The following is a 24,813-nucleotide window of genomic DNA, read 5'->3' as shown; positions in this document are numbered from 1 at the left end:
GTCAACCCATACCATATTTATAATATGGGGAAGAAGGGACAGACGATGCTGATCGATTGCCACGTACACATGAATCCGTTCTGGCTCGCAAAGCAGGGAGCCATCGACAAATTCCGGAACCTCCAGCGGCGCTTCGACGAGGCGTGGGAGATGGCGGAGAATCCGGAACTGTTCCTCGAATATCTCGACACACAGGGGTTCGACGGTGCCGTCGCGATCAACTACGTCTCGAAGGATATCGTGGGCTACCCACCCGAGGTAAACGAGTTCGCCGCCGAGTTCCGCGACGCCGCCCCAGACCGGCTCCGGTCGGTCGCCGGTATCGACTTAGACGGCACCGTAGACGACGTGCACGCGCGGATGGACCGCATCATCGACGACCTCGATTTGGATGGTGTGAAACTCCACCCACCCCACCAAGACGTGCGCCCGAACGCCTACCGCGACCCACCGGTCGGCAATAACAACGAGCGCCTCGAAGTGCTGTACCAGCGGTGTGCAGACGCAGACATTCCCGTCGTCATCCACACGGGGACTAGCTTCTTCCCCGGCGCGCGCAACATCCACACAGACCCGATGTACGTCGATGACGTGTGCATGGACTTCGACGTTGACGTGGTGATGTGTCACGGTGGCCGCCCGCTCTACTACGACGAGGCGTTCTATCTCTACCGCCGTCACGACAACATCTACTTCGATATCTCCTCTATCCCGCCGACGAACCTGCTCGACGCGTTCCCGAAACTCGAATCCATCGCCCACAAAACGATGTTCGGTTCCGACTGGCCTGCGCCGATGATTCCGGACATCAAGGACAACGCAGACGACGTGCGCGACCTCGGCCTCTCACAGGAGGCGACGGACGCGATAATGGGTGGAAACGCAGAAGAAGTGTTCGGGTTCTAATTCCAGCAACCGACCCGGCTGCTTATTCTGAAATCGCGCTTTCCGATTCGACCTGTTCTTGCAAACTGTCGAAAAACGAAGAGAGGTCTTTGTTGATTTGCCGCTTGATGAGCCGACTGCCCAGCGAGGCGAGGCGCCCGGTGAACTCTAAATCGGCTTCGTAGCTGAGGACAGACCCGTCGTCGCTTTCGCTGGCATCGATGGCGATGTCGCCCGCCGCCGTACTGTTCGTCCGGTTGTCAGTCCCCTCCATTTCGATGGTGACGTCGTCCGGTCGGTTGTCTTCGACCACGTCAAAGGTTAGTTCCATCGTCACGGAGATGCTCGCCAGCCCACGGCGAACGACGGCGCTAAATTCGGTGTCCGAGGTGCGTTCGACCGACTGTGCGCCCGGAATACAGGCTTCGAGAATGTCGGGACGAAACGAGGTGTCCCAGACGGTAGCCACTGGCGTATTGAATGCTTGCTCACCTTCAAGGTGCATGGTAACGCGTTTCACTCGAATAGGTCTTAAAAGGCTCGGTTCACCACCCCCGGAGCCCGCTCAGTGGAACTCTTGGCGGGCGGTCGCGTCGTTGACGCCGTCTGGGAGTTCGCGCGTCACCGACCGGTTGCTCGAAATTTCGGTCGTGGTTGCAGAGGCGGGCGAGAACTGAAGGTTCACGCCCCAATCGACGTCCACGGTGGCGATTGGCTCGCCGTCTTCGATGTAAAACGGCGTGTCGTGGCCCGGAATGACGAAGTCGAGGCGCTCTGCCATGCGCTCTAAGGTGTCGATGGCTGCCTCTTTGCTGTAGAGCACCATCGGATTCATCGTCGCGAGTTCGCGCGTGTTCTTCACGGCGTCGCCGGTGAAGCCGTAGGTGAGGTCGTCGTCTTCGAGGATGAACGCGACGTGGTGTTCGGTGTGGCCCGGTGCCGGGACGACTTCCATGCCGTTGATGACGTCGCCGGTGTCGAAGAGGTTCACGTCGTGGTTATCGAACATCGCCTCTGCCGAAATCGGCGTTGCCCAGTCTAAGTCGCCGTCTTTGAGCCGCTGCATCTCCGGGCCGTAGACGTGAATTGTGGCGTTCGGGAACAGGTCGATGTTGTCACAGTGGTCAAAGTGGACGTGTGTGAGAAGGACGTCCTCTACGTCTTCGGGTTCGACGTCGACGTTTTCGAACGATTTTTCGAGCACTGGTCGCCGCCCGATGGAACCGACATCGACCATCGACTTCTCGTTTACGAGCACTGCGGAGGCCTGTCCGAGATAGCCGTGACTCGAACGCCCGGGGATACCGTGCAGTAGAATGTCTATCTGAGTCATACAGGCGTAGGGTTTCTGCAGGATTACTATAAAGGTTTCATAGTCGGCAGTCGCGACCCGCAATAATTGCGGTTGTACCGGCTCTGCAGGCGGTTTTCGGGATAGACTGGTCGCGTGTCTACGCCGTATCAAACACCGGCGGCACCTATTTACTCCTCGCCAGTATGACTCTACTAATGACCGACGCGACGGCCAATATGGGGAACGTTTTCGCGCGGACGGTGGCCCGCGCACCCGACCACGTCGGCCTCGTCGATGCGGACACCGGTGCGCAATACACCTACGGTGAATGGGGAGCGAAGGTGGAATCGCTCTCGTCTGCGCTCTCTTCGTTGGGCATCGGGCCCGGCGACCGAGTCGGCGCGATAATGCGCAATCGTGCGGAGTTGGCGACGCTTTATTGGGCGACCCAGTACGTCGGCGCCGTGTTCGTCCCGCTCAACTACCGTGCGGCCCCAGAGGAGTTTCACCATCTGATGGAGACGGCAGAACCGAGACTGCTCTTTTTCTCAGGCGAAAGTCGAGACGTGGTCGAACAAACGCGCGGAGAACTGGACATAGAGACGTTCATCTACGTCGATGCTGACACGCCGGGGTTTGCGATTCCCTACGACGTGTTCGTGAAAATCGCAACCGACGAGTTCGAACCGACGTGGGTACCCGCCGATGCAGACAGCATCATCCTTCACACGAGCGGGACGACGGGCGACCCAAAGGGCGTCCGTCGGTCGCACTTTAACACCTACGCGGCCTCGGTCGCCCAAGCCTACGAGTTGGGATGGCGCGACGGTGAATCAGTACTCGGCTTGATGTCGCTGTTTCACACCATGGGCTTTCACACGCTGACGACGGCCGTGTTGCTCAACATGACGTGGGTGGCCCAAGGCTCGTTCTCTCCAAAGGAGACGCTCGATGCCGTGACCGAGGAGGGTATCGAGAACCTCCACATGGTTCCCTCGGTGTATCACGACCTGTTCATGTCAGACATAATCGACGAGTTCGACCTCGACTGCGTGCGGCGGGTGTCCTACGGCGGGATGGTTATGCGCGACCCGATTCAAGAACACATCAAAGCAAAGATCGACCCCGAGTCGTTCGTGAATCACTACGGCAGTACGGAGGTGTACACCCACAGCGTCTGCCGACACAGCGGCCACGACCGATGTGCGGGAAAGCCCGGAATCAACACCGACGTTCGAATCGTCCACCTCCGCCAGAACGGCGACCATGACCCCGACGACGAAGTGCCGGAGGGCGACCTCGGGGAGGTAATCGTAGATGCAAGCTCCCCGGAGACGATGGTCGGCTATCTCGGCGGGGCGAAACCGGCGATTCACGACGGGTGGTTTTTCACCGGCGACCTCGGCTACATCTCGGCGCGCGGGCGAATCCACGTCGTCGGCCGCGTCGACGACATGATTCTGAGCGGTGGCGAGAACATCTACCCCGTCGAAGTCGAATCGACGCTCGGGCGGCATCCAAAAGTCCACGAAGTCGCAGTGGTTGGCTTAGAACACGAGAAGTGGAATCAGGCAATCGCGGCGTTCGTGTACGTCGCAGAACCGCCCAAGTCGGTCGATTTCGAGGCGCTTGCGATGGAACTCGACACCCACTGTCTCGAAAGCGATTCGCTCGCGGATTTCAAGCGCCCACAGAAGTACGTGTTCGTCGATGAGATCTCGAAGAGCAACGTCGGCAAACTGCTCCGCAGAGAACTCAGAAAGCCCAACATCGACGTGACGGTGTTCGCGGAAGTGACGCTGTAGCTGCCGGTTACTGTTCTGCCTGTGTCGAATATTCCTCGGTGAGCACGCGACGGCGAATCGAGTTGGTCGGCGTTTTCGGGATCGTCTCGCGGACGTACACGCGCTTTGGGACTTCGTAGTCTGCGAGCGCGTCCGACGCCTTACAAAAGTCGATGATGGCAGCTTCCGTGAGGTCTGCAGATTTTTTGGGGACGACGGCGACACAGATTTGGGTGCCCCATCGCTCGTGTGGGAGGCCAAACACCGCCGATTCGTGAACCGATGGGTGGGTGTTCACGACGGGTTCGATAGCCCGCGGGTAGACGTTCTCGCCGCCCGTGACGAGCATGTTGTCGGCTCGGTCCTGATAGTAGACGTAGCCCGCTTCGTCCACGCTGACGACGTCGCCCGTTCGGTACCACCCGTCCTCGGTGAACGCGTTGGCTGTCTGTTCTGGTTTCCGGTAGTACTTCTCGAAAACGGACTCGCCGCGCAGTTGGAGTTCGCCGCGTCCCGGCGTGGTCTCGCCGTCTGGCTGGATAACCGTCACGACCTCGTCGGTGTCGGGGTCACAGAGTCGCACCTCGACCTGATTGAACAGCGGTCTGCCACACGAGTCGGGGACTTTCATCGAGGTGTGACTCGTGGGTTCGTACGCGCCAAGCATCCCGATGGGGTAGGTAAACGAGATGCCCGCTTCGGTGAAGCCAAGAAATTCGGAGGCGGCAACGTCGTATTTCTCCGCGACGGCGTCGTAATCTGCCTGCCCGATTGGCGCACCGCCACAGAAGACGTTGCGAAGTGACGAGGTGTCGAAGCGCTCAGGGTCGTCGTATTTTGCGAGGTCGATGAGCATCGAGCCGACGATGTAGGCGCTCGACGCTTGATGGCGTTCGGTGAGTTCGAGGAATCGTGCTACATCCCACTGCATCAAGACGACCGTCGCGCCGGCTTGTAAGAGCGGGAGCGTACTCGATTCGAGGCCCGCGGTGTGATAGAGCGGGCCGGCGTTTATCCACGTCTGGTCGGGGCCGAGTTTCCAGACGTGTTCCATGTTCGTGATGTGGGCGCTCATATTGCGGTGGGTTTTGTAGACGCCCTTTGGGTCGCCCGTCGTCCCGCTCGTGTAGTTCAGGTTGAAAAGGTCCCCATCGCGCTTTGGTGCCGCCGTCAGCATCGGGGATTCGGACGCGAGGATGGCGTCTAGCGTCTGGTCGCTGTGGGGGGAGTCGCCAATCGTGACGACGGTTTCGACGACGGTGTCGTCTACCACCTCAGCGACGAGCGCGGCATCCGTCGCCTGTGTGAGCACCACGTCGGCTTCCGCGTCGGTGAGGACGTACCCGATGGTCTCCTGGCCGAACATGTAGTTGACCGGCACGACCGGAACTCCGGCTTTGAGCGCCCCGAGTTGGGCAACGAGAAACTCGTACATGCTCGGCAAAAAGAGGGCGACCTTCTCGAACCCGCGTCGATTCACCCAGTTGCCGAACGCCCCCGCATCGCGGTTCAGCTCGTCGTACGTTTTCGACCGACCGTCGTGGACAATCGCAACGGCGTGCCCTCGATTGTGCACCTGTGTCTCGAAATTGAGCACCCAGTTTGTCATTCTCAATACTGAGGTTTCGCAGAATGTATAGGTGTATCCCTCACCGAGAGTGGGCCAGTCGTTTGAGCGAGACGCTGTCGAAGGTCACCGAGAAGCAGGATATGTCGGCAGTAGCTGACTAAAAGGTTTGATTAAAATATTATTGTCATAAATGAGTTATCTTGTTCTGTGAATTCAAACAAACTATTAGGGAATATGGCCAATACCGACTCAATAGGGGGCGTTCAATAGTCTTTGGGGTGGCGAATTGCGTGGTTTTCGGAGGTACAGAACAATTTTCGAGATTAGAAAAAGTGTTTGGGCAGCTATTACAAGAGAGCCAATAATAATTCAAAAAATATGAGGACTTCGTCGTTTCAATGAAGGTTATTCAACGTTCGGGAGTCGTAACAAGAATATGCAAATAATCCGTCTAATTGACAGGGACGTATTATTTTTGATGTTACTGAGTCGGTGGTGTTCACGACTCGTTCCGGATTGGCCAGCCAACACAGCCAAATCGTCCAAAATAGACAAACTAGTTTGGACAGATCGTGTGGGGAGATACACACTGGCTCACCGTGTGTGGTGCTCGTATTTTTCCAACAATTCTAGAGGTTCCGGTCGGGCACAGCCGATTTCTCGTGGGGGTGGTCGCAGCAAGTGGATTTCGATTGTGGTGGGGAGCCCCTATATTAGATAAAATTTCAGTCAGTTTTGGGTGAGGCGCATTTACTGACATCTCTGACGTAGTACACAAACAGCGAGTTTTAGGTGGCACGAAAAATTGTTTGTTTGTTGAAAAGTTATAAGAGGCTCCCGCCCCAATTGGAGGGTGTAATGAGTACACAAAAGACCATCCGTCAGAAGGCAGGCACCGTCGAATCGAACCCCGTCCGCCTCGACCAAGACAAGGCAGCGCAGATCATCGACGCGCTGAACTCGGACCTCGCAGATGCGTACGTGCTGTATCACCAGCTCCACAAGCACCACTGGAACGTCGAAGGCGCAGAGCATCTCAATATCCACCGCTTCCTCCAAGAGGCCTACGAGGAAGTCGAACTGGCCGCAGACGCCATCGCAGAGCGCGCCCAAGCCATCGGTGGCGTCCCACACGCGAGCATGCAGGCGCTCTCAGAGGCCGCGACCGTCGAGCCGGAAGACGAAGATGTCTACGACATTCGCACGTCGCTTGCGAACGACCTCGAGATGTACGGTGACATCATCGAGAGCTACCGCGAGCACATCGAACTCGCAGAAAGGCTCGGGGACTACGCGACGGCGCACATGCTCCGCGAGCAAATTGAAGATGTCGAAGAACACGCCCACGTCATCGCCCACTACTTAGAAGACGACACGCTCGTCCTCGATTCCGCAACGAAGTAAACTACTCGACGTTTGGCGCTTTTTCGTCCGTTCGCCCGGGCAGTTCGATTTCGATTTCGAGCTCTGGCTCGCCAACGCCTTCGAAATCGATTTCGACTTCGACTGGCTCTCCAAACGCGAACGGCAGTTCCCACTCGTCGGTGGAGATGGTGAGTTCGTCGCTGTCGCGGAGCTGTTTGCCGAGTTCGATGAGGAACTTCCCGGCCTCTTTTGCGTCGAGACGGAACTCCTGTTCGAAGTCCCGGCCGGTCCGGATAATCGTACGGTCTGAGTTTTCAGTGGAGTGTGTGTCAGTCATGAGTTATTGCGTGACATTCATCGTTACATCGCTAGAAATCCAGCCGTCGGTGTTGCCTGCTTCGAGAAAGATTGAACGACCGGGGCAGGTCTCACAGACCACGATTTCGGGGGTCTGATCTCCGTCGGGGTGTTTTTCAGCGTGCGAGTGAGTGCTGACGGCCATTATCATTGTTTAGGCAGACCTAAAACAAAAAGGATGCGATTCGAGACGGCCCACAGCCCCGAGATGAGTGACCCACTCGTTAGGGTGGCGCGGGGCTACTCTCGGACACAAGCAACGTGGCAGCGAGTCGCTCTGCGACGGACTTGCTGATGGTTCCGGCGAGTTGCATCGCCTCCGCGTCGTAGGCTTCGAGGCCGAGCACATCCCGGAAAAACTGTGAGAGGATACGGTACGTTTCGTACACGTCGTGGGCGGTGTCGCGGCCGAATTCGGTGAGCGTTGCACCTTCGTAGGGTTCGTAGGCGATAAGCCCACGGGCGTCGAGACGTTGGAGCATCTCCGTGGTCGCAGACGGTGACCGCCCGAGGCGGGCTGCCACGTCACCGGGCGCGACGGGTGCGCCTTCGCGTTGCTCTGCGATGTAGAGAACTAGCAGATATTCGGCGGTTCCCATCATCGTTCTACAGCCGAACTATTGGTGTCAACCGCCGTTTCGCGGGCTGGGTGTGCTGGGTCGTTGCCCGAAGCCGACACCTCGTCAGTGGTGCTGTCTACGTTGAAAATCGTGGCGTAGATCCACGCCCACAACCGCCCGCGTTTGTGACGAGTTTCTCGGTTCATTGGAGACTGATTTCAAGTACCCGTCTCGTCCGCCTCTCGTGCGGCCTCGATTTTCCGCGCGGCGTCGAGGATGCAGTCGTCGTCCACGTGTTCGAGCAATCGCGCGTGGCCACGCTGTTTGCGGCGCGCTACCTCCTCGTCGGAGATGTACGTCGCAAGCCGCCGGTCGATTTCTTCCTCGCGAACGGCTTCGAGACGGGCGTCATTTACGGGGTAGTCGGCTGGAATCCGGTCGTGGAACCACTCGCGCCACGTTTCACGGTCGCCCCACTCACCCTGCAAGGTGCTATCGCCGCGAACCCAGTCCCAGTGCCCGGCTACCGCGGGGGGAAAGCCACGCTCACAGCGGACGTCCGTGAGGAGGGTGCGTGCGACGCGCGCGCCGTGACCCGCAGAGATGAGCGCCTGTGGTTCGACCGCTTCTACGGGTGAGGCGACGTACAACCCGGCGACCGAGGTACTGCCATCGACAGCCGGGTAGGTGCGGTCGAACGTCTGTCCCTCCAGACCGTCGACGTCGTACGCCTCGAACATCTCCTCGACATCGAGCGATTCTAAGAACGCCGCGTCGTAGCGCGCTGCAGCCACGACTCGGCGCGCTGTGACGGCCCGCCCGTCTTGGGTTTCAAGCAGAAAGCCCTCTGCTATCTGCGTGACCGCTTCGACGTGGTCTGGGATGAGCGTACAACCGGCTTCTTCTGCGTGGTCGTGAATCAACTCGTAGAACGTCCCCACGTCGATACCGGCGGGAAAGCCGAGGAAGTTTGCTAAGTGCGCACACTGGCGAAGCGAGGAGTTTCCTCGGTCGAAGATTGCGGTATCGAGCCCGTAGCGGGCGGTGAGCACGCCCACAGAACACCCGGCTGGGCCGCCGCCGACGATAGCCACGTCGTAATCGTGGTCGGTGTTTCGCGTGGGGTCGCGTGCGGACATGGTCAGAGATTACCGTTCACGATGTCTGCGACGCGCTGGCGGTCGAACAGGTCGTCTTCGATACCGTAGAGTTGGCTGGCCGTGCGCTCGGTCAACACGAGGTTGGTGATTGGGCCTTGGTACAGGCCACCCGCGCGGTACACGTCGCCGTTTTCGACGGCGGTGAGTGCGCTTGCCGTCTCGTGGTTTTCGAGCGACGCGACGACCGAACTCTCGAACTCGGCCTGGGTCTTTGCCTCGTAGCCACGAAGCATGAGCACTTCAGGGTCGACTTCGAGGAGCGTCTCTAAGTCGATGGCTGCGCGACTCCCGTGGAAGTCTTTCACGTCGGAGTCCGCGAGCGCATCGCCCACCTGCAAGTCGTTCAGGTGCTTGAACCCGGTTCCCTCACCGATGATGTACGGATAGAACTCCTCGGGTGCGTCACCGACACCCCAGAGTACGGCGACTTCCGGGCGCTCGCTTTCGCCTGGGACGAGCGGTTCGAGGGTCGATTGGAACTCCTCATGCACCGAGACGAACGCTTCGTAGCGGTCGGTGCGCTGGAACACCTGGGCGAGTTTCTCGAAGCCTTCGTAGAGACTGTAGTAGCCATACGAGTCGTGCCATGGGTAGTGCTGGGCGTAGATACAGTTGCCAAAGAACGGGCCGACGTTCTCTTCGATTTCATCGACGTCGGCCTGCTCCCAGCCCTTGAAACGGTTCAGCAAGAAGTTTGGGTCGATGACGTGCACGTCGGCATCGAGTTCGTAGAACAACTCCTTGCTCACGCCGTCGTTGTAGAGGTTGATCATCCCGCTCTTGTCGACCGAAACGCCCGGAATGTCGTCGTAGTACTGGGTGTGATACCGACTCGTGAGCCAGACGCCCTTCGGTGGTTCGAGGCCGAGCGCGATGCCCATGTCCGCCCAGCTTCCGTTGTTCGCCACCCACGTCTCGGGGACACTTTCGAACTGGACTTCGCCGACAGGCTCCATCGAGACCGTGTAGGCTTTCATCTCTGCCTCGGTCGTCTCTCCGCCGGATTCAGTCATCGACTCGGTTCCCTGTTCGGTCGTCTCGTCACTGTCGCTGGTACCCGTACATCCGGCGACGAACCCGCTTGCGAGGAGCGCCCCGCCATATTTCAGATAGTCGCGCCGCGTTGCTCGCTTGTCCTTCGAATTCTCCTTCGCCATAGGTTTTAGGCTCGCCTAAATAATTAAAGGCGTTTCGATTTTTAGGTGGGCCTAAACGTAGTGGTGGTTGAGTTTGGAGCGGTTGCATCTCCGAGATAGTTGGCACAAAAAGACAACCAAAGACGGCGCAGGCTCACCTCTCCCCCCGACCCAAAAGCAAACTTGAATGAATTGGGTAGTTTGGCCGATGTGTCCAGGTAGTCTAGTTTGGATAGAGTACCTGGAGAACGGAGTTCGGGCAATTAGGAATTGACTCCCGGTTCGACTAGCTGAACTCGTAAGGGAGAGTGGGTACGTGTCGCCGCTATCCGGATTTTTCAATCGAACCGGAGAGCACCCTGGCGGCGGACAAAATCGGATCCCATACGGGACTGAACGGTGGCGCATACGCGAGGTCAAGTTGCTGCAGTTCGGCGACAGTCAGTTCTGCGTGGACGGCGGTGGCGACCGTGTCAATTCGCTTTACCCCTTCGCGTCCAACGACACTCCCACCGAGAACGCGCCCAGACTGTTTGTCTGCGACGAGAGTGACGGTGAGGTCTTCTGCACCGGGGTAGTAGTGAGCGCGCGAGGGAGCCGTAATCTCGACCGATACTGGGTCGAATCCGGCGGTTCGGGCGACTGTCTCGTCGAGTATTCCTGTCCGCGCGGCGCCAAGGTCGAATGCCTTCACGATGGCCGTGCCGGCGGTGGTGCCAATTTTTGTTGGCGTGCCGGCAATCGTCTGGCCAATCGCCCGTCCCACGCGGTTCGCCGTCAGCGCGAGCGGGACGTAATCTGGAGCGGCGGTGACGACATTCGTCGTTTCCGCGCAGTCGCCTGCCGCGAAAATCTCGTCGTAGTTCGTTCGCCCGTACTCGTCGGTGGCGATGGCACCAGTTTCACCGAGTTCGATTCCCGCCGCGTCGGCGAGTTCGACATTCGGCGTGACGCCGACACCGACGATGACGATATCAGCCGGCACCATCTCCGCTTCGAGTTCTACGGACTCGACGATTTCGTCGCCCACAAATCCCGAGACGGGAGTGTCGAGGTGGAGTTCAACACCCTTCGATTCGAGATGAGACTCAATGATGGGTGAAACAGACTCTCCAAACGGCTGGAGGACGTGTGACAACATTTCAAACAGGTGGACTGAGAGACCGCGGGTCGCAAGCGCTTCTGCCATTTCGATGCCCACGTAACCGCCGCCGACAATTGCCGCCGTCGCTGTGTCGGTTTGCTCCACATAATCGTGGATGGCGTCTGCTGCGTTTAGGTCGTGGATGGTGAACACGCCGTCGAGGTCCATTCCATCGAACGGTGGTTCGATTGCACGCGCACCCGTACCGATGAGGAGGTAATCGTACGATTGCTCAAACTGCTTGCCAGACGCTGAAACGCTAACCGTTTTCGAATCAGGATTGATACCGACAACCTCGTGGCCGGTTCTGAGGTCAATGTCACGCTCTGTTCTAAATTCCTCTGCGGTGACCTGGACGAGGTCACTGAGCGAGGGTATCACACCTTTGACGTAATAAGGCATCCCACAGGCGGCGTACGAAACCCACTCTCCTTTCTCGAAGACGATGACTGTAATGTCGGGGTTGTCGCGTTTCGCCTTGCTTGCCGCACTCATCCCGGCAGCATCGCCGCCGATGACTACGAATGTAGCTCCCATACCAGTACGACGTGGAATACGGGTTTAGAATAGGCGTGTCGTTCGTAGTACTGTAGAATGACCGAATAGCTTACTCGTACCGCCAGTCAATCTGTGAGGGTGGCGTAGACCTGTGGAATGCGTGCGTAAGCTATTGCATTATTCACCAGTGCAGCGACGGTCGTGTACTCGTCTACGGCGTGAACGGTATCAGTTCCAAGCGCGAACTCCACAGTCGGAATCCCAGCGTGCCTGAGTTTCTTCGCGTCGCCCCCACCAGTCGCACTCCTGCGGTACACTCGTTCACCGGTAATCGCTTCTGCAACCGTCGACACCGCCTCGACGAGCGGGCTGTCAAGTGGCTCTGCAGAGCCGAGGCTCCAAGACACGTCAGCGAGCGTCACGCCGTCACACTCGTCGATACAGGTCCGAATGTCCGAGAGAACCGCGGGCGTGTCCACGCTCGCCGTCAGTCGAATGTCTATTCTCGCCTCTGCAGATTGCGGGACGCCGTTAATTGACTCGCCGCCTTCGAACGTTCCGAGATTTATCGTCGGGTATTCGAACATCTCACGAGCCGTCGCCTCTCCCATTATCGGTTCATAGTAGGCGGTGGACTCATCGATAATCGGAAGTATCGCAGGGTCGATGGTCAACGCTCGACGCCCGAACTGTTCTCGCAGTTGTGTGACAGCATCGTACAGCAGGTCGATTGCGTTCACGCCGAGCATCGGCCGCGAACCGTGTGCCGCCTTTCCATGAGCAGAGAGGGTGAGCCAGATACTCCCCCGGTCTGCGACGGTAACCGAGTGACGACCATCCTGACAGGTCGATTCGCCGATAACACAGGCGTCTGCCTGGAAGTGATCCGTCTTAAGGAGCGCAGGGAGTCCAGCGTCGCCGCCCACCTCCTCGTCGCTGACTAAGGCAAACTGGAGTGTGACCGGCGGCGTTGTCTCGGTTTCGACGTACGCTTTGGCCATCGCAAGCATCGAAGCGACGGCCCCTTTCATGTCGGTTGCCCCCCGTCCGTAGAGTCGATCTCCAATGCGCTCCCCAAGCGGATCGTAGGTCCATTCGCCTGCGTCGAAGGGGACTGTGTCGAGGTGGCCGTTGAAACAAAGGATGCGCTCGCTCGCCCCCGGCAACGTCACGAGCAAGTTCGGTTTCGCTGGGTCGACGGCGAACTGCTCCGTCGTGAGACCGAGCGCTTCGAACTGCTCGTCCAGCCAGTCGATACTCTCTTCGGTTCGGCCAGGTGGGTTCTGCGTATCGAACGAGAGGAGGGTCTCTGCGATGGTAACCGGAAGCGAACGTCGTTCACGCAGGTACTCGTCTACGGATTGGGGGGCCGAAGGACTCATGGAAACTCGTAACTAACATAACACTTGCTTCTTTCAAAGGTTTCTCGGTGAGAGTAGTCCGCAAGCGAGCAATGCGTGAAATCGTAGAAACCGTATCGAACCAACGAAAATACCGACGAGAGAGGACGTCCTGCGTCCCTCAGTGTTCAGAGGTCGTCAAGGAGGTCGTTGATTTCCTCGGCCGACGCGCCATCGAGCGTCTCGATACCGTACTGGATGAGCAGGGGGAAGAAGTGTCGGTTTTTCTCGAAATCCTCGTCGAACTCGTATTCGTACTGCGCTTTCGCGACGGTGTAGACGCGTTCGAGTTCCTTTTTCTGACTCTGTGGGAGGTACATGTACGTCCCAACTTGTTCTTCTTTGACCGACCCAGATGTGGATTCGTCTTCGAGTTTGGACGGTTCGGCTGGTTGTGAGTTATCGGCCGGTTCGGTCTCTTCGTCCGGATCGACCGTCTGAACGCGCTCTTTTGCTGCCCGACGCCGACTGCGCAGGCGGTTGGCTCGGCTTTCGTCACTCATGCATTAACCTCCGCGAATCCGAACTCAGCATCGAGCCCCTCTGCGACCGCGAGGAAGGCGTCGAACATGTCGCTCTCAGGGTTGTATTCGAGCAACGAGACACCGGCTTCAAGCGCCTTCTGGACGTCCGCGCGTTCGCGAACCTCGTACACTGGAATGTCGGGGAACGCCGCGTTTATCCACTCGACCATCTCGTTTGCCTGATTTTTCCGGACGTCGATGCGGTTGATGATGACCCCACGCTCTTTGATGTCGATTTCGTAATCCAGTTCGAGCGCCTCGACGTGGTCAAAGAGGAGTTCGAACGCCCGCTTGCTCGTGGACTCTGCGAGCGCTGGGATGAGGACGTTCTGGGTCGCGTACAGCGCGTTGTCCATCAGGTTACCGAGGTTTGGCGGACAGTCAACGATGATGTAATCGTAGTCTTTTTCGACGGTTTTGAGCAAGAGGTCAAGCTGTTCGCCGCTGCGCCGTGAAAGCGTCAGTTCCGGCTCTGCGGCGGTCATGTCGATGTTCGACGGAATAACGTCCATCTCTGGGTGCTCGCGGATGATGTCGTTTATCACCTCGCGTTGCTCGGGATTGGTGAGACAATCGAAAAGCGTGGGCGGTTCGTCTTCGTAGGCTTCCATCAATCCAAGATTCTCCGTCGCGTTGCCCTGGGGGTCGAGGTCGACGAAGAGCACGTCGTGCCCGCGATGGTTCAAGGCTCCCGCGACGTTGATTGCGACGGTTGTCTTGCCAACACCGCCTTTCTGATTCGAGACGCAGAGTTTTGCCGGGTCTCTCATACAAACCAGTTTGTACGTCCAAATGGTATAAAGCTATGTCAGACATTTTTATTCGTGTCGACGGCCGAGCCTTCGAATTTCGGGGTTTGAAAGTCTCTATCAGCATAAATCAGTTATTTTCCAGCTAACAGTTCTTGCGAAGGAACGGGTGGTCGCACAGCTATCAAAACTATCACAACCATACAAATTATCCAAACCAGTATTGCCAGTTCGGCAGTTTTGTCGAGTAGAGACGTACAACGGCGCACAACGGGCAAAGCGAGCAGAACACGAAAAGAGCGACGAACGCGCCAAACGCGTTGGTTTGGCACAACCGGTTGAAGTCCAGTCTTACCAAACAATTACGAGGGTAGTGTTCGAAATGTTTGGTAAGATGGACGAATCACCGGCACCACCGGAAACGATACCAAACTACATCCGCGAAGGGCTCGACCGACAGGGAACAGACACACTCGAAGCCATCATCGGGTACTGCGAGGCGCGAATCGAGTGGCTAAGCGAACGTCCAGTCACCGATGAAGCCGAGTTACATGGCGACGACGAGCAGCTCGTGGAGGTAGAACACAGTGAGTCAGGCACGGTCGTTATCAAGAAAGTCACCTGCGGCAAGTCGGGCTGTCGGTGTGCGCGCGGCCATCTGCACGGGCCATACAAGTACGTGGTCACTCGGGAGGGTGAGTCGCTCAAGTGGGAGTACAAGGGCCGAGTCCAGGAGTAAACAGCGGAAATGGTGGTGTCAATGAGGCCGCTGTGGAGTGGTTTTCGAGGTTACTGTGGTCGAGATTTGGTTGCCTCAAGAGACGGAACGAGAGTTATATAAACCAAATATTGCGATATATAAAGGTGGGGCCGGAAGTTGAGACTACACGGGCAATAGCACCGTCAGGATGCACGGTTTCAGACGAACCACCGAACTAGACGTGCTTCAAACCCGGGTCAGGACGCCTGCTCGAGTTAGCAATCCAACTCGAATCGGTTATTTCAAGAATTTAGGTCAACGGTGCTGCTCACCAGCACTCGGTCTCTGTCGTCTCAGCCCTCCGATCACCCAATTCCAGTTACCTTCTTCAACAGCGTGAGCGTATTGTCCGCAGTCACAATCGGAGAGTGCTCGTACTCACCCGTCAACTCGACCTGAACCAGAAGATCCACCGCCTACCATATCGAGTACAACAAGCACGCGAACGCGAAGTAGAAGAACCGCAGGATGAAGTTCTTGGAGGTCTTCGCCGCCATGAACCGCTTAATCGACCTTCTCGCCGCGAAGATGATTCAACGTGCACACTGCGAAACAGTGGCTATCGATGGAACCGATCCAGAGAACATCCCCACCGCTGTCCGAACCGGCAAATTCGAGGGGACGAGAATCATCTCAAACGGGGCTGATGACATGACTCCCGCTGAAACATGATGGTTGTTAACCCCGTGGAGAGCTATATCTGAGTATGTCGCGATACGTGGCTTCCTTCGATATTGACTCACAAACGGATTCGTATGCCGCTCGGCGCATCCTGGAGCGAGTATACGATACGATTCGAGAAGAGTCATCGAGCGGCCGGGAGGACTCTGACGACACAAGCGAACTCCTCGAATCGTTCAAAACGCTCCGAGATGCAGCGAAACGTCCCACCACAGGCAAACTGACGATTACCTACGAACAATACGACGACGAATTCGAGAACTGAGCTCACAGAACAGCCGTTACCAAGAGCCGTGCATCTCAGTCGGCAATCCGCCAGCGTCCCCCAAATCCCTCACGTTCATAATCGTCGACTCGGTGTGAGGTACACCGCCGCCACTGACACACCCACCATCCGTAGACGTAGCTGATTTTAGATAATTAGTTGCGGTCGTTGACAGCACGTAGGCGTTCTTCGATGGCTGTACGGGCATCGCTCCGGTTGCGTGAGGCACGCTCGATTGCGTGAATGAGACGAAGTTCGCTCGGCCGATCGACGTGCGCTAGTTCGCGTTTGAGGCGGTCGACAGAGTGCTTTCGCGGGTCGACGCTCGGGCGGCCAGCGCGAGTACGCGCACCCCGCGGAGGCCGGTCGCCCGACACCTCGGCCGTGGCGCGCTTGTGAGGTTCACGGAGAGTGACTGTCACCCTCGCTTTGGTTTCGATGTCGACGACGAGCCCCTGTGCCGGGGCGAGCGTGATGCCATCAGGTGAAAAGCCGCGCTCGGTGCATGTGACGCGAACCGGTTCGCCGGGACGTTCTCCGTCTGGATAGGACACTTCGACGGTCACTTCGTGCTCGGTGAGTTCGTTTCGCAGTGCGTACGTCCCGGGACGGAACAACGTCACAGAGACGGTGTCGTACTCGGTGAGTGTCGCGCTGTCGAACTCGTGGCCGTCGCTTTTGTTGCGTTTGGTGCGTGTGTCGCGTTTGTCGCCTTTGGTGCGTTTGTCGCCTTTGGTGCGTTTGTCGCCTTTGGTGCGTTTGTCACCTTGGTCGCCTTTGTCGTCTGTGAGCGAAGAGATGGTGACCGCATAGCCACCTCGCCCGCGCGAGACGTGGAAGATAGCGTAGCCATCAGGGCGAATACAGTCGAACGTTTCTGGCTCACACGAGCACGCTGTGTCACCACTCCCCTCCGCGATGCTCGCGAGGTCGATGACCGCGCGGGTCGAGTGGTACTGTGCATCGACGACGATGAGCCGTTGACCAACAGGTTTTCCCGCGCGGCTGACCGCGACGAGATACTCGCCGGGACTGGTAAATCGGTGGATGAGCGTTCCGAGGACGGTCAGTGCACCGCTGTCGGTTTTCGTTTCGGTGAATAGGTGTTTGTTGAGTCGGAGCATCAGTTGCCCACCTCCATGGTGATGACGAGTTCGGTGTCTGCGAGGTCGATAGCAAGGTTCTCGATAGGCACTTTGACTGGGATGAGCCGGGTCTCGCCAGGTGGCACGGGTTCGCCAAGCGGTGGACTCCAGTCAAGCACCGGGAACGGGTCTTCGATGCTGAAGACTGGATAGTCGAAGAGGAACTCATCAAGCACTTCGATGAGGAACCCCTCGAAGTCGAGGCTCACGCCGATGAGGTCAGAGAGCCACTCTCCGAGGTCGTCGGGCAAGTCGAGTGCCGCCCGAACGATGTCGACAAACGAGCCGAAGATGCCATGGAGTACGTCCCTCGCCCAGCCTGGAAGCCACCCGAGAAGATCGTCGATGAGGAATTCGATGGCACTTTCGAGCAGGTCGCCAACGATGTCGGCCACGTCGAGCAGGTCGATATCGAGCGTGTCGGGGTAAAACGACACGTCCCAACTGTTGACCACGGGTGGGTCGAGCGGGCCGGTCTCACCGGCCGGGCGCGCCGCAAGTTGGTTGTGTTCTTCGACCTGCGCCGTCAGGTAGTCCATCGTCCCACGGTTGTGGGCATAGTCGACGGTGAGCGCAACGAGCGCCGATACCTCAGAACGAACGATTCCCCCGAGCGACAGGGGGATGTGGAGGTCGGGGTCGGCCTCGAACAGGCAGATTTCAGGCGCGCGAACGGCACAGCCGTTGAACCACGGAATGATGCAGAATCCGCCGATACAGATTTCGTCGATATCGACGTCGAGATAGAGATCGAGCACGTCGTAGACCACGTCGAGTTCGTCGATTTTGATGCGGTCTGGCGTGTCGCGAAAATCGATGGCGTCGAGTTCGAAGTGTGCCTCTACGTCGATGCCTGCGGTGAGCGCGCCTGAGATTTCGGCTTCCTTCTCGTAGTCGATGGTCGTCACGCGTTCGTCGAGCAACACGTCGAGTACGTTGTTGAACATCGCCTCTGAGACGGCCATCGTCAGGTGGCTCATGGGCTGCCTCCGGGGCTAGTGAGCGTCACGTCAGTATAGACTTTAAGTTGATCATCCTCAATGGCGGGGTTGTTCGGAATCGCCCCCGACGTTGGGAACGAGATTCTGAGGGTTGCCCCGCTCAAATCGAACGCGAGGAATCCTTCGGTGGGGAGGTCGATGACGATGCGTTCAAGTGCAGCTTCAAGCGCCGGAATGAGCGAGAACTCGACGAACGAGCGCAGATAGCAGGTCATGCTCGCGGTCAATCCCTCCGGGAAGGTGAAACGGTCACCGTCTGGTTCGAAGAGAGTTACGTCGTCGACTCTGAGTTGTGGGGTTCCCGCAATCTCGATGCTGAGGCCGGTCTCTGCATCCTCCTCGGTGACGACAGTCCCATCGGCACCCGGCCCGCGCATGCTAACCGACCCGATGACGGTCACACCGAGACAGAAACACGAGAGTCCCTCTGCGGATGGAATCAGGGGCAAGCCAAGTTCTGTGCGGAAGTCCGCGTCAGTAAGTCGGTCGCCCCACTCCGCGCGGAGGTCTGCGAGTTCGTCGCGAATCTGTGCGAACGCTTCTTCCTCCGGACAGGCAAGGCCTGCACAAACCACGACGCGTGCGGCGAACTGTTGGTCCCCAACGTCAGCAGGGGGGTCGTCAGGCGAGAAGTCGATGTCGAGATTAGTTACTTGAAAGCAGTAGTCGAGCGCGACGAGATCGTCAGTCCCGAGCACCGGGAACGGGTCTTCAACGCTCATCAAAGGATTGTCCCACAAGACAACCTCAGGCGCGTAGTTGATTCGGGCACAAAGGCCGCTAAACTGTCGGAATCGTCGCATGAGTGCGGCGGAGTTCACCACATTCTCGGTGCCGTAATGAAAGAGCGACGGCCGCTTTTGCATGGTGTGCCGGATGACTTGGTTGATGCCGTCTTCGTGGAGCGACGTGTACACGTCGCTATTGTCTGTGAATGTCACTTGCTTCCTCCTGTCGACGGACGCAGTCGAACAGTCAATATTCGGCAAGTCACAGCTTAAATATATCCTGATTGGTAATTTAGTTAATAGAATATAAATTATAGAAACTATTGAGTTGCAAGAGACACTGGCGTGTTTTGTCGGAGTAGAAACTGGCTATCAGGGCACTACTAGGCATAAATGTAAAAATTTTTGAATATGTCGGCGTGGCTGCTGAGCCGGGCGTCTGTTGTGATGAAATAAATCAGTATGCGAACCTAACCTACGCTGTGAAACCCAACGCACTCCGTGAATGACTGAGTGTGAGGAGTTAGAAACAGCACAGAAACAGGGTGTGGCACGTCTACGGGTCGTGGAGGGGATGGTAGCATTTGTGAGGAGGTCGGATTACGCCGTTTGGACTTGCTTACTCGCGTCATCACCAGGAATGTAGATGGTTACGCTAGACCCGTCCTCAGTTCCTGAAAAGTACGATCCCTACCGAGTTCGCGAACAATCCAGATTACGAGCCACGGCCAGACGCTCGACTCGCACAGAAGAGACAGCTCCCCTCGATTGAGCAGTGGTAGGACAGCGGAAAAAGTGGTGTCAGACACACCCGAGACAACGGAAACAGTGGTGTTACCATGGTGTTGAGACGATTTGGAGAGGCGGAGAATATAACGAATGATGATGGAGGTGGGGTGGAGATATTCAGAAGGTTGCCCACCACCCACCATCGTTTCCGCTGTTGTATGGAGAGGGATTGATCGAGATAATGAGAAGGTGTTGGGTGGACACACCCACCCCATTGTTTCCGCTGTCTTTGAGCGAGAGGAGGAGGGAGTGTGAGGAGTGCCTGTTGAAGTGGGTAGGAAAGCAGACCGATTCGATGAAGAAGCGAATAATATGATAGATGAATTACAAAACAAACAACTAGTGTAGAGATTTAATTAGTTGTTAGTTCTCCACTACGGTTTTGGTTGTACGACTTTTGTAATAAAGCTATCGCTTATCTAGGTCACGCGCTCTCTAACCCCCTCCCACCTGTTTTTCTAAACAGCGGAAATAGTGGGGTGGGACTGTCTTTATTACAATCGAGACAACGGAAACCGCGGCCTCCCACTCGTTTATATCAAACCTAACAACGGAAACAACGGAAACGCCATCCTCTGGCTTCTCTCTTCACCGTTTTTTCAGCACACCCTTTTTCTCTCAATCCTCCTTGGCTATCGCACTCAACTGCTCGAAACCCCTCACTTCGATCGCCAGTTCCCGTGGGTTGGCCAATTTGATCTCCTCAGTCAGAGCGCTCTACTCCCGACGGTATCTTACCAAACATTTCAAACCGGCTCTCGCTATTGTTTGGTAAGATACGACCTTAATTACTTCATCTCCAGCTGGAGTCGCCATCTCGAAATCATCGCATCTCGCAGGATGCTGAAACAGCGGAAATAGTGGTGTACATTCCCAAAGCTGACGTTATCTTCGGGAAAATTGGCTGAGTAACAACGGAAATGGTGGTCCTTCTTCTTATATAACGTAGGGAGCTTCGGAAACCACGGTGCCCAAGTAGTTATATACAATTCAAACAACGGAAACAACGGACGCCCTAGTTTTATGTACGCTGTGAGCGAATCGAGTGGCAACGTGACATCCTTCAGTTTCGAGCGGGACGATTCTCTTTACAAAAATCGCGATGCGCTCCTCGAAGAGTACACACCAGATGAGCTCGTCGGTCGCGATGAGGAGCTAGAAGAGTTCCACGCCGCCCTCCAGCCGGTCATCAACGGCGAAGCCCCATCGAACATCTTTCTGTACGGCAAAAGTGGGGTTGGGAAGACGGCAGCGACTCGATTTTTACTCTCACAGCTGCGGGCTGACGTCGAACGATACGACGATGTGACGCTCAACGTCATCGAGGTCAACTGCGACGGACTCAACTCCAGCTACCAAGTCGCGATTCGGCTCGTGAACACGCTTCGCGACCCGGCCAATCACATCAGCAACACTGGCTATCCCCAAGCGCAGGTCTACAGCTATCTCTGGGACGAACTCGACAGCCTCGGGGGAACAATTTTGCTCGTCTTAGACGAGGTGGACCACATCAAGGACAACTCCATTCTCTACCAAATTCCTCGCGCGCGCTCGAACGGCTATCTCACGAACTCCAGAATTGGCATTATCGGCATCAGCAACGACCTTTCGTTCCGGGATTCGCTCTCTGCGAAAGTGCGCTCGTCGCTCTGTGAAAAGGAGGTTTCGTTCCCGCCCTATGACGCAAGCGAGTTACAGTCGGTGCTTCGCCAGCGCGAACAGGTCGCGTTCCACCCTGAAGTGCTCTCCTCGGATGTCATCCCGCTTTGTGCGGCCTACGGCGCACAGGACGCGGGTGACGCACGCCAGGCACTCGACCTCCTGCTTGAAGCGGGCGACCTCGCGCGCAAAGACGGCGCGGAGAAAATCACCGTCCAACACGTCAAAGACGCACGCGAAAAGCTCGAACGCGACCGCATCGTCGATGGGGTCTCAGAACTCACCCAACACGCTCGACTCGTTCTCTACGCGCTTGCGACCCTTGATGCTGCGGGAGAGACGCCGGTTCGCTCTCGACAACTCCGGCCGCGCTACGAGCAGTTTTGCAAGCAGATCAACTCAGAGCCGCTCACCAGTCGGCGGATGCGCGACCACCTCGCAGACCTCTCAATGCTCGGTATCGTCACTTCTATCGAGAAAAACGAGGGTATGTCGGGTGGGAAGTATCGCGAGCACTCGCTCAAACAGGATTTACAGGTCGTGCTCTCTGCGCTTTCTGACACTATTGAGTACGTTGGCACCCACGAGAGCATCAAACGCTACCACCAGCCCACGCTCGACGAGGCGTTTCGAAAGTAGCCCTAGCCGTCTCGTCTCAGAACTCACTTCTCACTCGCGCTGTCGGCTCCTTCGTGAGAGACCGATGACCAACACGGTGAGCATGAGGCTTGCACCGACAATCACCATGACACTGTTGGAACTCCATTCGGCGACCATGTACTCGTAGGAAAGCCCCACCGCCCCCAGAAAAAACACCGCTCAAAACAAGATAGCGCCGGTCTGAAAATTTCGTCCCACCAGACGGAGTCATACCATAGGCACTGGTAGCAATCGAAAAACATGTTCCGATGACAGGCGTCACTCTTTCAATTCCCTCGAAGCCGCCTTCAGTCTGTGAAGTAACACCACAATTTCCGCTGTTATCGATGGAATATGTTGGGGATGTTTCGTTGACCATTAGGTCGATCGGGTGTCTTGTCCAATTTACTCACTCCCTTCTCTGAACAATATTTTCAAACTGTACAATCTATCCAAACTCTCAAAATGCGCATGTGGCATACTAACTCCGTCCTCCGGCCATGTGGCTGTACACCACTATTTCCGCTGTCTTGAGCCGTGTGATGTGTGGGTTCACTCCCGGCCGCGCTCGCGCGTCGAAGCGTACAAACTCGTTTGGCTAGCCAAACGACCCAAACTGGTTTGTACCACCCTAGTTAGCTGTCGCGTTACAGCAGGTCGACGTAGTCGTCGAGCGAGAGGGCGAAATCGCTGTTCGCCGGGAGTTCAACCCACGAAAATTCGAATTCAGCGCCGCTTTCTTCGCCGTCCCCGGTTACGGTGTGCGTCCAGCGGTCGCGGGGCTCGTGGACAGTCGTGTGGAAGAAGTGGCGGATGTAGCGCCGTGGCGGTGAGTTGCGCCGCGTCCAAACGTCGGTCGTCAGATGGCGCGTTTCGCTGATGGCGCCAAGCCCGCTTTCCTCGATGATTTCACGTAACACCGCCGTCCGCGGATTCTCGCCGGGTTCAATCGTCCCCTTTGGGATCTGTAACCCCTCGTGGCCAGGCCCCTCGAACACGAGCAACTCGTGGTCTCCCCGCGTGATGTATGCGCACGCCTTTTGGACGTATGACGGTTTTTGTACGCTCATTCTACAAAAACGACGCGCGTATCCCACAAAAAGGTTTTCTGAAAGGGGTCTAGTGGCGTATTAGGTATGCAATCGTCTTGTATCGTGGTCGGACGTGGCTGTCCGCCACACGAAGGATTCACACGGAAGCTCTCTTCACCTCCCCGGCGGTGTCGATGGCCCACATGAACGCGTTGGCCTTGACCGGGACGGTTCACTCGCTGTCCGACCGCCACTGAGTTGCCTCGCGACGCGGGCCAGAAACCCAAACCCTTGGGGTGGAGGAGTATTACGTCGAGCAATACAATACTTACTTGGATGCGTCTTACACCCGCAGTGATTCTTGCGTGCCTGCGGGAGTTCCCATTGAAATTTTGCGCTCTCTTCGAATCGAAAACAGAATCATGCAACGCAGAGGAGTCACCCGCTTCACCCTCCTCCGCCACGGAGCCCTCCGAACGATTCGGTTCTACGGACGTTTCCACTCAGTTTCAGCCCATTGATCCAGCGGCGCTCGAATCGCTTGCAGACGTGGTGACGCACGCGGGGTTGACGCCCGCTGAGTTCGTCACCAGCATCCTCGCTGATCACGATGGCGAGCTACAACAGCAGGCGTTTGCCGACATGACGGCCTGGTCGTGTTCGACGGATAGCCGTCTGCTCCAACAACTCGAAGACGACGAAATTATCGTCCGCGTCCAAATTGGCAGAGAGAAGACGATGTATCTTCCAGAGGCCGCGCCGCGTGATGCGATGTCGTGGGGCCAATAGCTCGTTGCTAAGCTAACAAAAAGGGGGTAGCTCACCCTTGCGTCGTCAACAGCCATTCCGACGCGTTTTTATTTCGATCTTGACTCGTCTAGTCGAATCTCAGTCGTATCTTCAGCTCTTTTTTTGACAGTGACAGTGCCAATCCAACAAGTTATTTTCAATACATTTTGAGACCCTACCCTGCGTCGGTGTTGCTTTTGCTCAAAGATGTGCACTCAACCCAGTCAAACAAACTTAAATATTGGAATTCTGGCTATTCTATAAATTTAATACCTTCTCCGAACGGCTAGCATTTCTTCCTTTGGGACGTGATATTTTGGTAGTTTACTATCCCCCTTCGAAACTCTGTTTGATGTGTCAATATAGGCTTTTCTTTACACAACTACCTCGATATTTGTTCTATTTTCGAATTTACTTTTCATATTGATTCGTTTAACTCCACTCAAATGACTCCCTGCCATTCTATCAACCTCTCACAAGCAGCTCGATCAACTACCCGCTACGTATATTATCGAATTTTTATATTATTGCATAACTAATTTAAGCTAGACATATTTCCACTCGAGGAAACAACCTCGATCCACTACAATCAAATTCGGCATAACCGAACGATATTTGCGCGTTTTCGGAGTTCCGTCCGCGCCACAACCAGTAGACGGCCCGACAACTCGTCTTCCATTACACACATACAATTGTAATGGTTTGGCTGTGGACATCCACCATTCTTCCTGTGCTCTCCCACGATAGTTGTTAACACACCCTTCGTCCCAGAACGTTCGGGATATCCGAATCTCATTCTGATGTATTTTCCGTTGTGACCGTTTCACTGGAGAGTGCGGTCGACGGGCGTGGGATAACCGGAAGCACGCTCAATGGGTGACAGGGTGAAAGGAGAAGCAA

The 24,813-nt window shown here is 56.6% G+C and carries 25 protein-coding genes and 1 pseudogene; 8 read left to right on the top strand and 18 right to left on the bottom strand.

The annotated features are described in order from the left end of the window. The first annotated feature begins 45 nt into the window (after window positions 1-45). Window positions 46-906 (top strand): amidohydrolase family protein, encoded by an 861-nt coding sequence (locus V5N13_RS15355; RefSeq protein ID WP_332900238.1) that lies wholly within the window; start codon window positions 46-48, stop codon window positions 904-906. Window positions 907-928: 22 nt separating this feature from the next. Here the strand turns inward: V5N13_RS15355 and V5N13_RS15350 are convergent, their stop codons facing one another. After that, the gene (locus V5N13_RS15350) at window positions 929-1,390 is read right to left on the bottom strand and encodes a CoxG family protein (RefSeq protein ID WP_332900239.1); all 462 of its coding nucleotides are present in this window, start codon (window positions 1,388-1,390) and stop codon (window positions 929-931) included. 60 nt (window positions 1,391-1,450) lie between these two features. Further along, window positions 1,451-2,218 (bottom strand): MBL fold metallo-hydrolase, encoded by a 768-nt coding sequence (locus V5N13_RS15345; RefSeq protein ID WP_332900240.1) that lies wholly within the window; start codon window positions 2,216-2,218, stop codon window positions 1,451-1,453. Between the two features lie 176 nt (window positions 2,219-2,394). On the opposite strand from V5N13_RS15345, the gene V5N13_RS15340 reads away from it, so the two are divergent. Then, a complete protein-coding gene (locus tag V5N13_RS15340; protein ID WP_336361508.1) occupies window positions 2,395-3,984 on the top strand; it encodes a class I adenylate-forming enzyme family protein in 1,590 nt (529 codons plus the stop codon). Window positions 3,985-3,991: 7 nt separating this feature from the next. Here V5N13_RS15340 and V5N13_RS15335 read toward each other — a convergent pair whose 3' ends face one another. Then, on the bottom strand, window positions 3,992-5,572 hold the full coding sequence (locus tag V5N13_RS15335) for a class I adenylate-forming enzyme family protein (RefSeq protein WP_336361507.1): 1,581 nt from the start codon (window positions 5,570-5,572) through the stop codon (window positions 3,992-3,994). Between the two features lie 819 nt (window positions 5,573-6,391). Between V5N13_RS15335 and dpsA the strand changes: the two genes are divergently transcribed. Continuing rightward, window positions 6,392-6,937, top strand: coding sequence for a DNA starvation/stationary phase protection protein DpsA (gene dpsA / locus V5N13_RS15330; RefSeq protein WP_336361506.1), 546 nt, complete (start codon window positions 6,392-6,394; stop codon window positions 6,935-6,937). Between the two features lies 1 nt (window position 6,938). Here dpsA and V5N13_RS15325 read toward each other — a convergent pair whose 3' ends face one another. From V5N13_RS15325 to V5N13_RS15280, 10 genes are all read right to left on the bottom strand, one after another. Beyond that, window positions 6,939-7,235, bottom strand: a complete 297-nt coding sequence (locus tag V5N13_RS15325; RefSeq protein ID WP_336361505.1) for an amphi-Trp domain-containing protein — start codon at window positions 7,233-7,235, stop codon at window positions 6,939-6,941. A gap of 3 nt (window positions 7,236-7,238) precedes the next feature. Next, window positions 7,239-7,400: a hypothetical protein gene (locus V5N13_RS15320; RefSeq protein WP_336361504.1), complete on the bottom strand. Its 162-nt coding sequence runs from the start codon at window positions 7,398-7,400 to the stop codon at window positions 7,239-7,241. Window positions 7,401-7,479: 79 nt separating this feature from the next. Beyond that, window positions 7,480-7,857 carry a metal-dependent transcriptional regulator gene (locus tag V5N13_RS15315; RefSeq protein ID WP_442905105.1) on the bottom strand — a complete coding sequence of 126 codons (378 nt, stop codon included), beginning with the start codon at window positions 7,855-7,857 and terminating at the stop codon, window positions 7,480-7,482. Beyond that, window positions 7,854-8,021, bottom strand: a complete 168-nt coding sequence (locus V5N13_RS15310; RefSeq protein WP_336361502.1) for a hypothetical protein — start codon at window positions 8,019-8,021, stop codon at window positions 7,854-7,856. Before V5N13_RS15310 ends, V5N13_RS15315 begins: the two co-directional genes overlap by 4 nt. Before the next feature lie 12 nt (window positions 8,022-8,033). Further along, window positions 8,034-8,954: an NAD(P)/FAD-dependent oxidoreductase gene (locus V5N13_RS15305; protein ID WP_336361501.1), complete on the bottom strand. Its 921-nt coding sequence runs from the start codon at window positions 8,952-8,954 to the stop codon at window positions 8,034-8,036. Window positions 8,955-8,956: 2 nt separating this feature from the next. Further along, window positions 8,957-10,132, bottom strand: coding sequence for an ABC transporter substrate-binding protein (locus tag V5N13_RS15300; protein WP_336361500.1), 1,176 nt, complete (start codon window positions 10,130-10,132; stop codon window positions 8,957-8,959). Between the two features lie 304 nt (window positions 10,133-10,436). After that, window positions 10,437-11,792: an FAD-dependent oxidoreductase gene (locus tag V5N13_RS15295; RefSeq protein ID WP_336361499.1), complete on the bottom strand. Its 1,356-nt coding sequence runs from the start codon at window positions 11,790-11,792 to the stop codon at window positions 10,437-10,439. An 86-nt stretch (window positions 11,793-11,878) separates the two neighbouring features. Next, window positions 11,879-13,135 (bottom strand): M20 family metallopeptidase, encoded by a 1,257-nt coding sequence (locus tag V5N13_RS15290; protein ID WP_336361498.1) that lies wholly within the window; start codon window positions 13,133-13,135, stop codon window positions 11,879-11,881. A 146-nt stretch (window positions 13,136-13,281) separates the two neighbouring features. After that, window positions 13,282-13,656: a hypothetical protein gene (locus V5N13_RS15285; protein WP_336361497.1), complete on the bottom strand. Its 375-nt coding sequence runs from the start codon at window positions 13,654-13,656 to the stop codon at window positions 13,282-13,284. Beyond that, window positions 13,653-14,447 (bottom strand): ParA family protein, encoded by a 795-nt coding sequence (locus V5N13_RS15280; RefSeq protein WP_336361496.1) that lies wholly within the window; start codon window positions 14,445-14,447, stop codon window positions 13,653-13,655. The genes V5N13_RS15285 and V5N13_RS15280 overlap by 4 nt, the downstream gene beginning before the upstream one ends. Window positions 14,448-14,820: 373 nt before the next feature. Between V5N13_RS15280 and V5N13_RS15275 the strand changes: the two genes are divergently transcribed. Beyond that, window positions 14,821-15,165 (top strand): DUF6788 family protein, encoded by a 345-nt coding sequence (locus V5N13_RS15275; protein WP_336361495.1) that lies wholly within the window; start codon window positions 14,821-14,823, stop codon window positions 15,163-15,165. A 326-nt stretch (window positions 15,166-15,491) separates the two neighbouring features. Here V5N13_RS15275 and V5N13_RS15270 read toward each other — a convergent pair. Continuing rightward, a pseudogene (locus V5N13_RS15270) lies at window positions 15,492-15,701 on the bottom strand (transposase); the annotation flags it as partial. Here V5N13_RS15270 and V5N13_RS15265 point away from each other — a divergent pair. Both V5N13_RS15265 and V5N13_RS15260 read left to right on the top strand, forming a co-directional pair. Further along, window positions 15,655-15,858, top strand: a complete 204-nt coding sequence (locus V5N13_RS15265) for a hypothetical protein (RefSeq protein WP_336361494.1) — start codon at window positions 15,655-15,657, stop codon at window positions 15,856-15,858. The pseudogene V5N13_RS15270 and the gene V5N13_RS15265 overlap by 47 nt on opposite strands. Before the next feature lie 34 nt (window positions 15,859-15,892). Beyond that, window positions 15,893-16,132 carry a hypothetical protein gene (locus V5N13_RS15260; protein ID WP_332900251.1) on the top strand — a complete coding sequence of 80 codons (240 nt, stop codon included), beginning with the start codon at window positions 15,893-15,895 and terminating at the stop codon, window positions 16,130-16,132. A gap of 155 nt (window positions 16,133-16,287) precedes the next feature. Here V5N13_RS15260 and V5N13_RS15255 read toward each other — a convergent pair whose 3' ends face one another. The 3 genes from V5N13_RS15255 to V5N13_RS15245 are packed head-to-tail and all read right to left on the bottom strand — an operon-like array spanning window position 16,288 to window position 19,219. Then, a complete protein-coding gene (locus V5N13_RS15255; RefSeq protein WP_336361493.1) occupies window positions 16,288-17,256 on the bottom strand; it encodes a hypothetical protein in 969 nt (322 codons plus the stop codon). After that, complete coding sequence (locus tag V5N13_RS15250; protein ID WP_336361492.1) at window positions 17,256-18,257, bottom strand: hypothetical protein; 1,002 nt, start codon at window positions 18,255-18,257, stop codon at window positions 17,256-17,258. The genes V5N13_RS15255 and V5N13_RS15250 overlap by 1 nt, the downstream gene beginning before the upstream one ends. After that, entirely contained in the window at window positions 18,254-19,219 is a 966-nt protein-coding gene (locus V5N13_RS15245) for a hypothetical protein (protein ID WP_336361491.1), read from the bottom strand. Before V5N13_RS15245 ends, V5N13_RS15250 begins: the two co-directional genes overlap by 4 nt. Window positions 19,220-20,818: 1,599 nt before the next feature. On the opposite strand from V5N13_RS15245, the gene V5N13_RS15240 reads away from it, so the two are divergent. Next, window positions 20,819-22,093 (top strand): orc1/cdc6 family replication initiation protein, encoded by a 1,275-nt coding sequence (locus V5N13_RS15240; protein WP_442905104.1) that lies wholly within the window; start codon window positions 20,819-20,821, stop codon window positions 22,091-22,093. Between the two features lie 647 nt (window positions 22,094-22,740). On the opposite strand, the gene V5N13_RS15235 is transcribed toward V5N13_RS15240, so the two are convergent. Continuing rightward, window positions 22,741-23,163, bottom strand: coding sequence for an NUDIX hydrolase (locus V5N13_RS15235; RefSeq protein WP_332900258.1), 423 nt, complete (start codon window positions 23,161-23,163; stop codon window positions 22,741-22,743). Window positions 23,164-23,673: 510 nt separating this feature from the next. Here V5N13_RS15235 and V5N13_RS15230 point away from each other — a divergent pair. Next, window positions 23,674-23,913 carry a helix-turn-helix transcriptional regulator gene (locus V5N13_RS15230; RefSeq protein ID WP_336361489.1) on the top strand — a complete coding sequence of 80 codons (240 nt, stop codon included), beginning with the start codon at window positions 23,674-23,676 and terminating at the stop codon, window positions 23,911-23,913. The last annotated feature ends 900 nt before the right edge of the window (window positions 23,914-24,813 follow it).

Source organism: Haladaptatus sp. ZSTT2, from assembly GCF_037081775.1.
In the GTDB taxonomy this organism is placed as follows: domain Archaea; phylum Halobacteriota; class Halobacteria; order Halobacteriales; family Halococcaceae; genus QDMS2.
The sequence above is the reverse complement of the archived record's forward strand: the minus strand, read 5'-3'. Positions and strand labels throughout refer to the sequence as shown.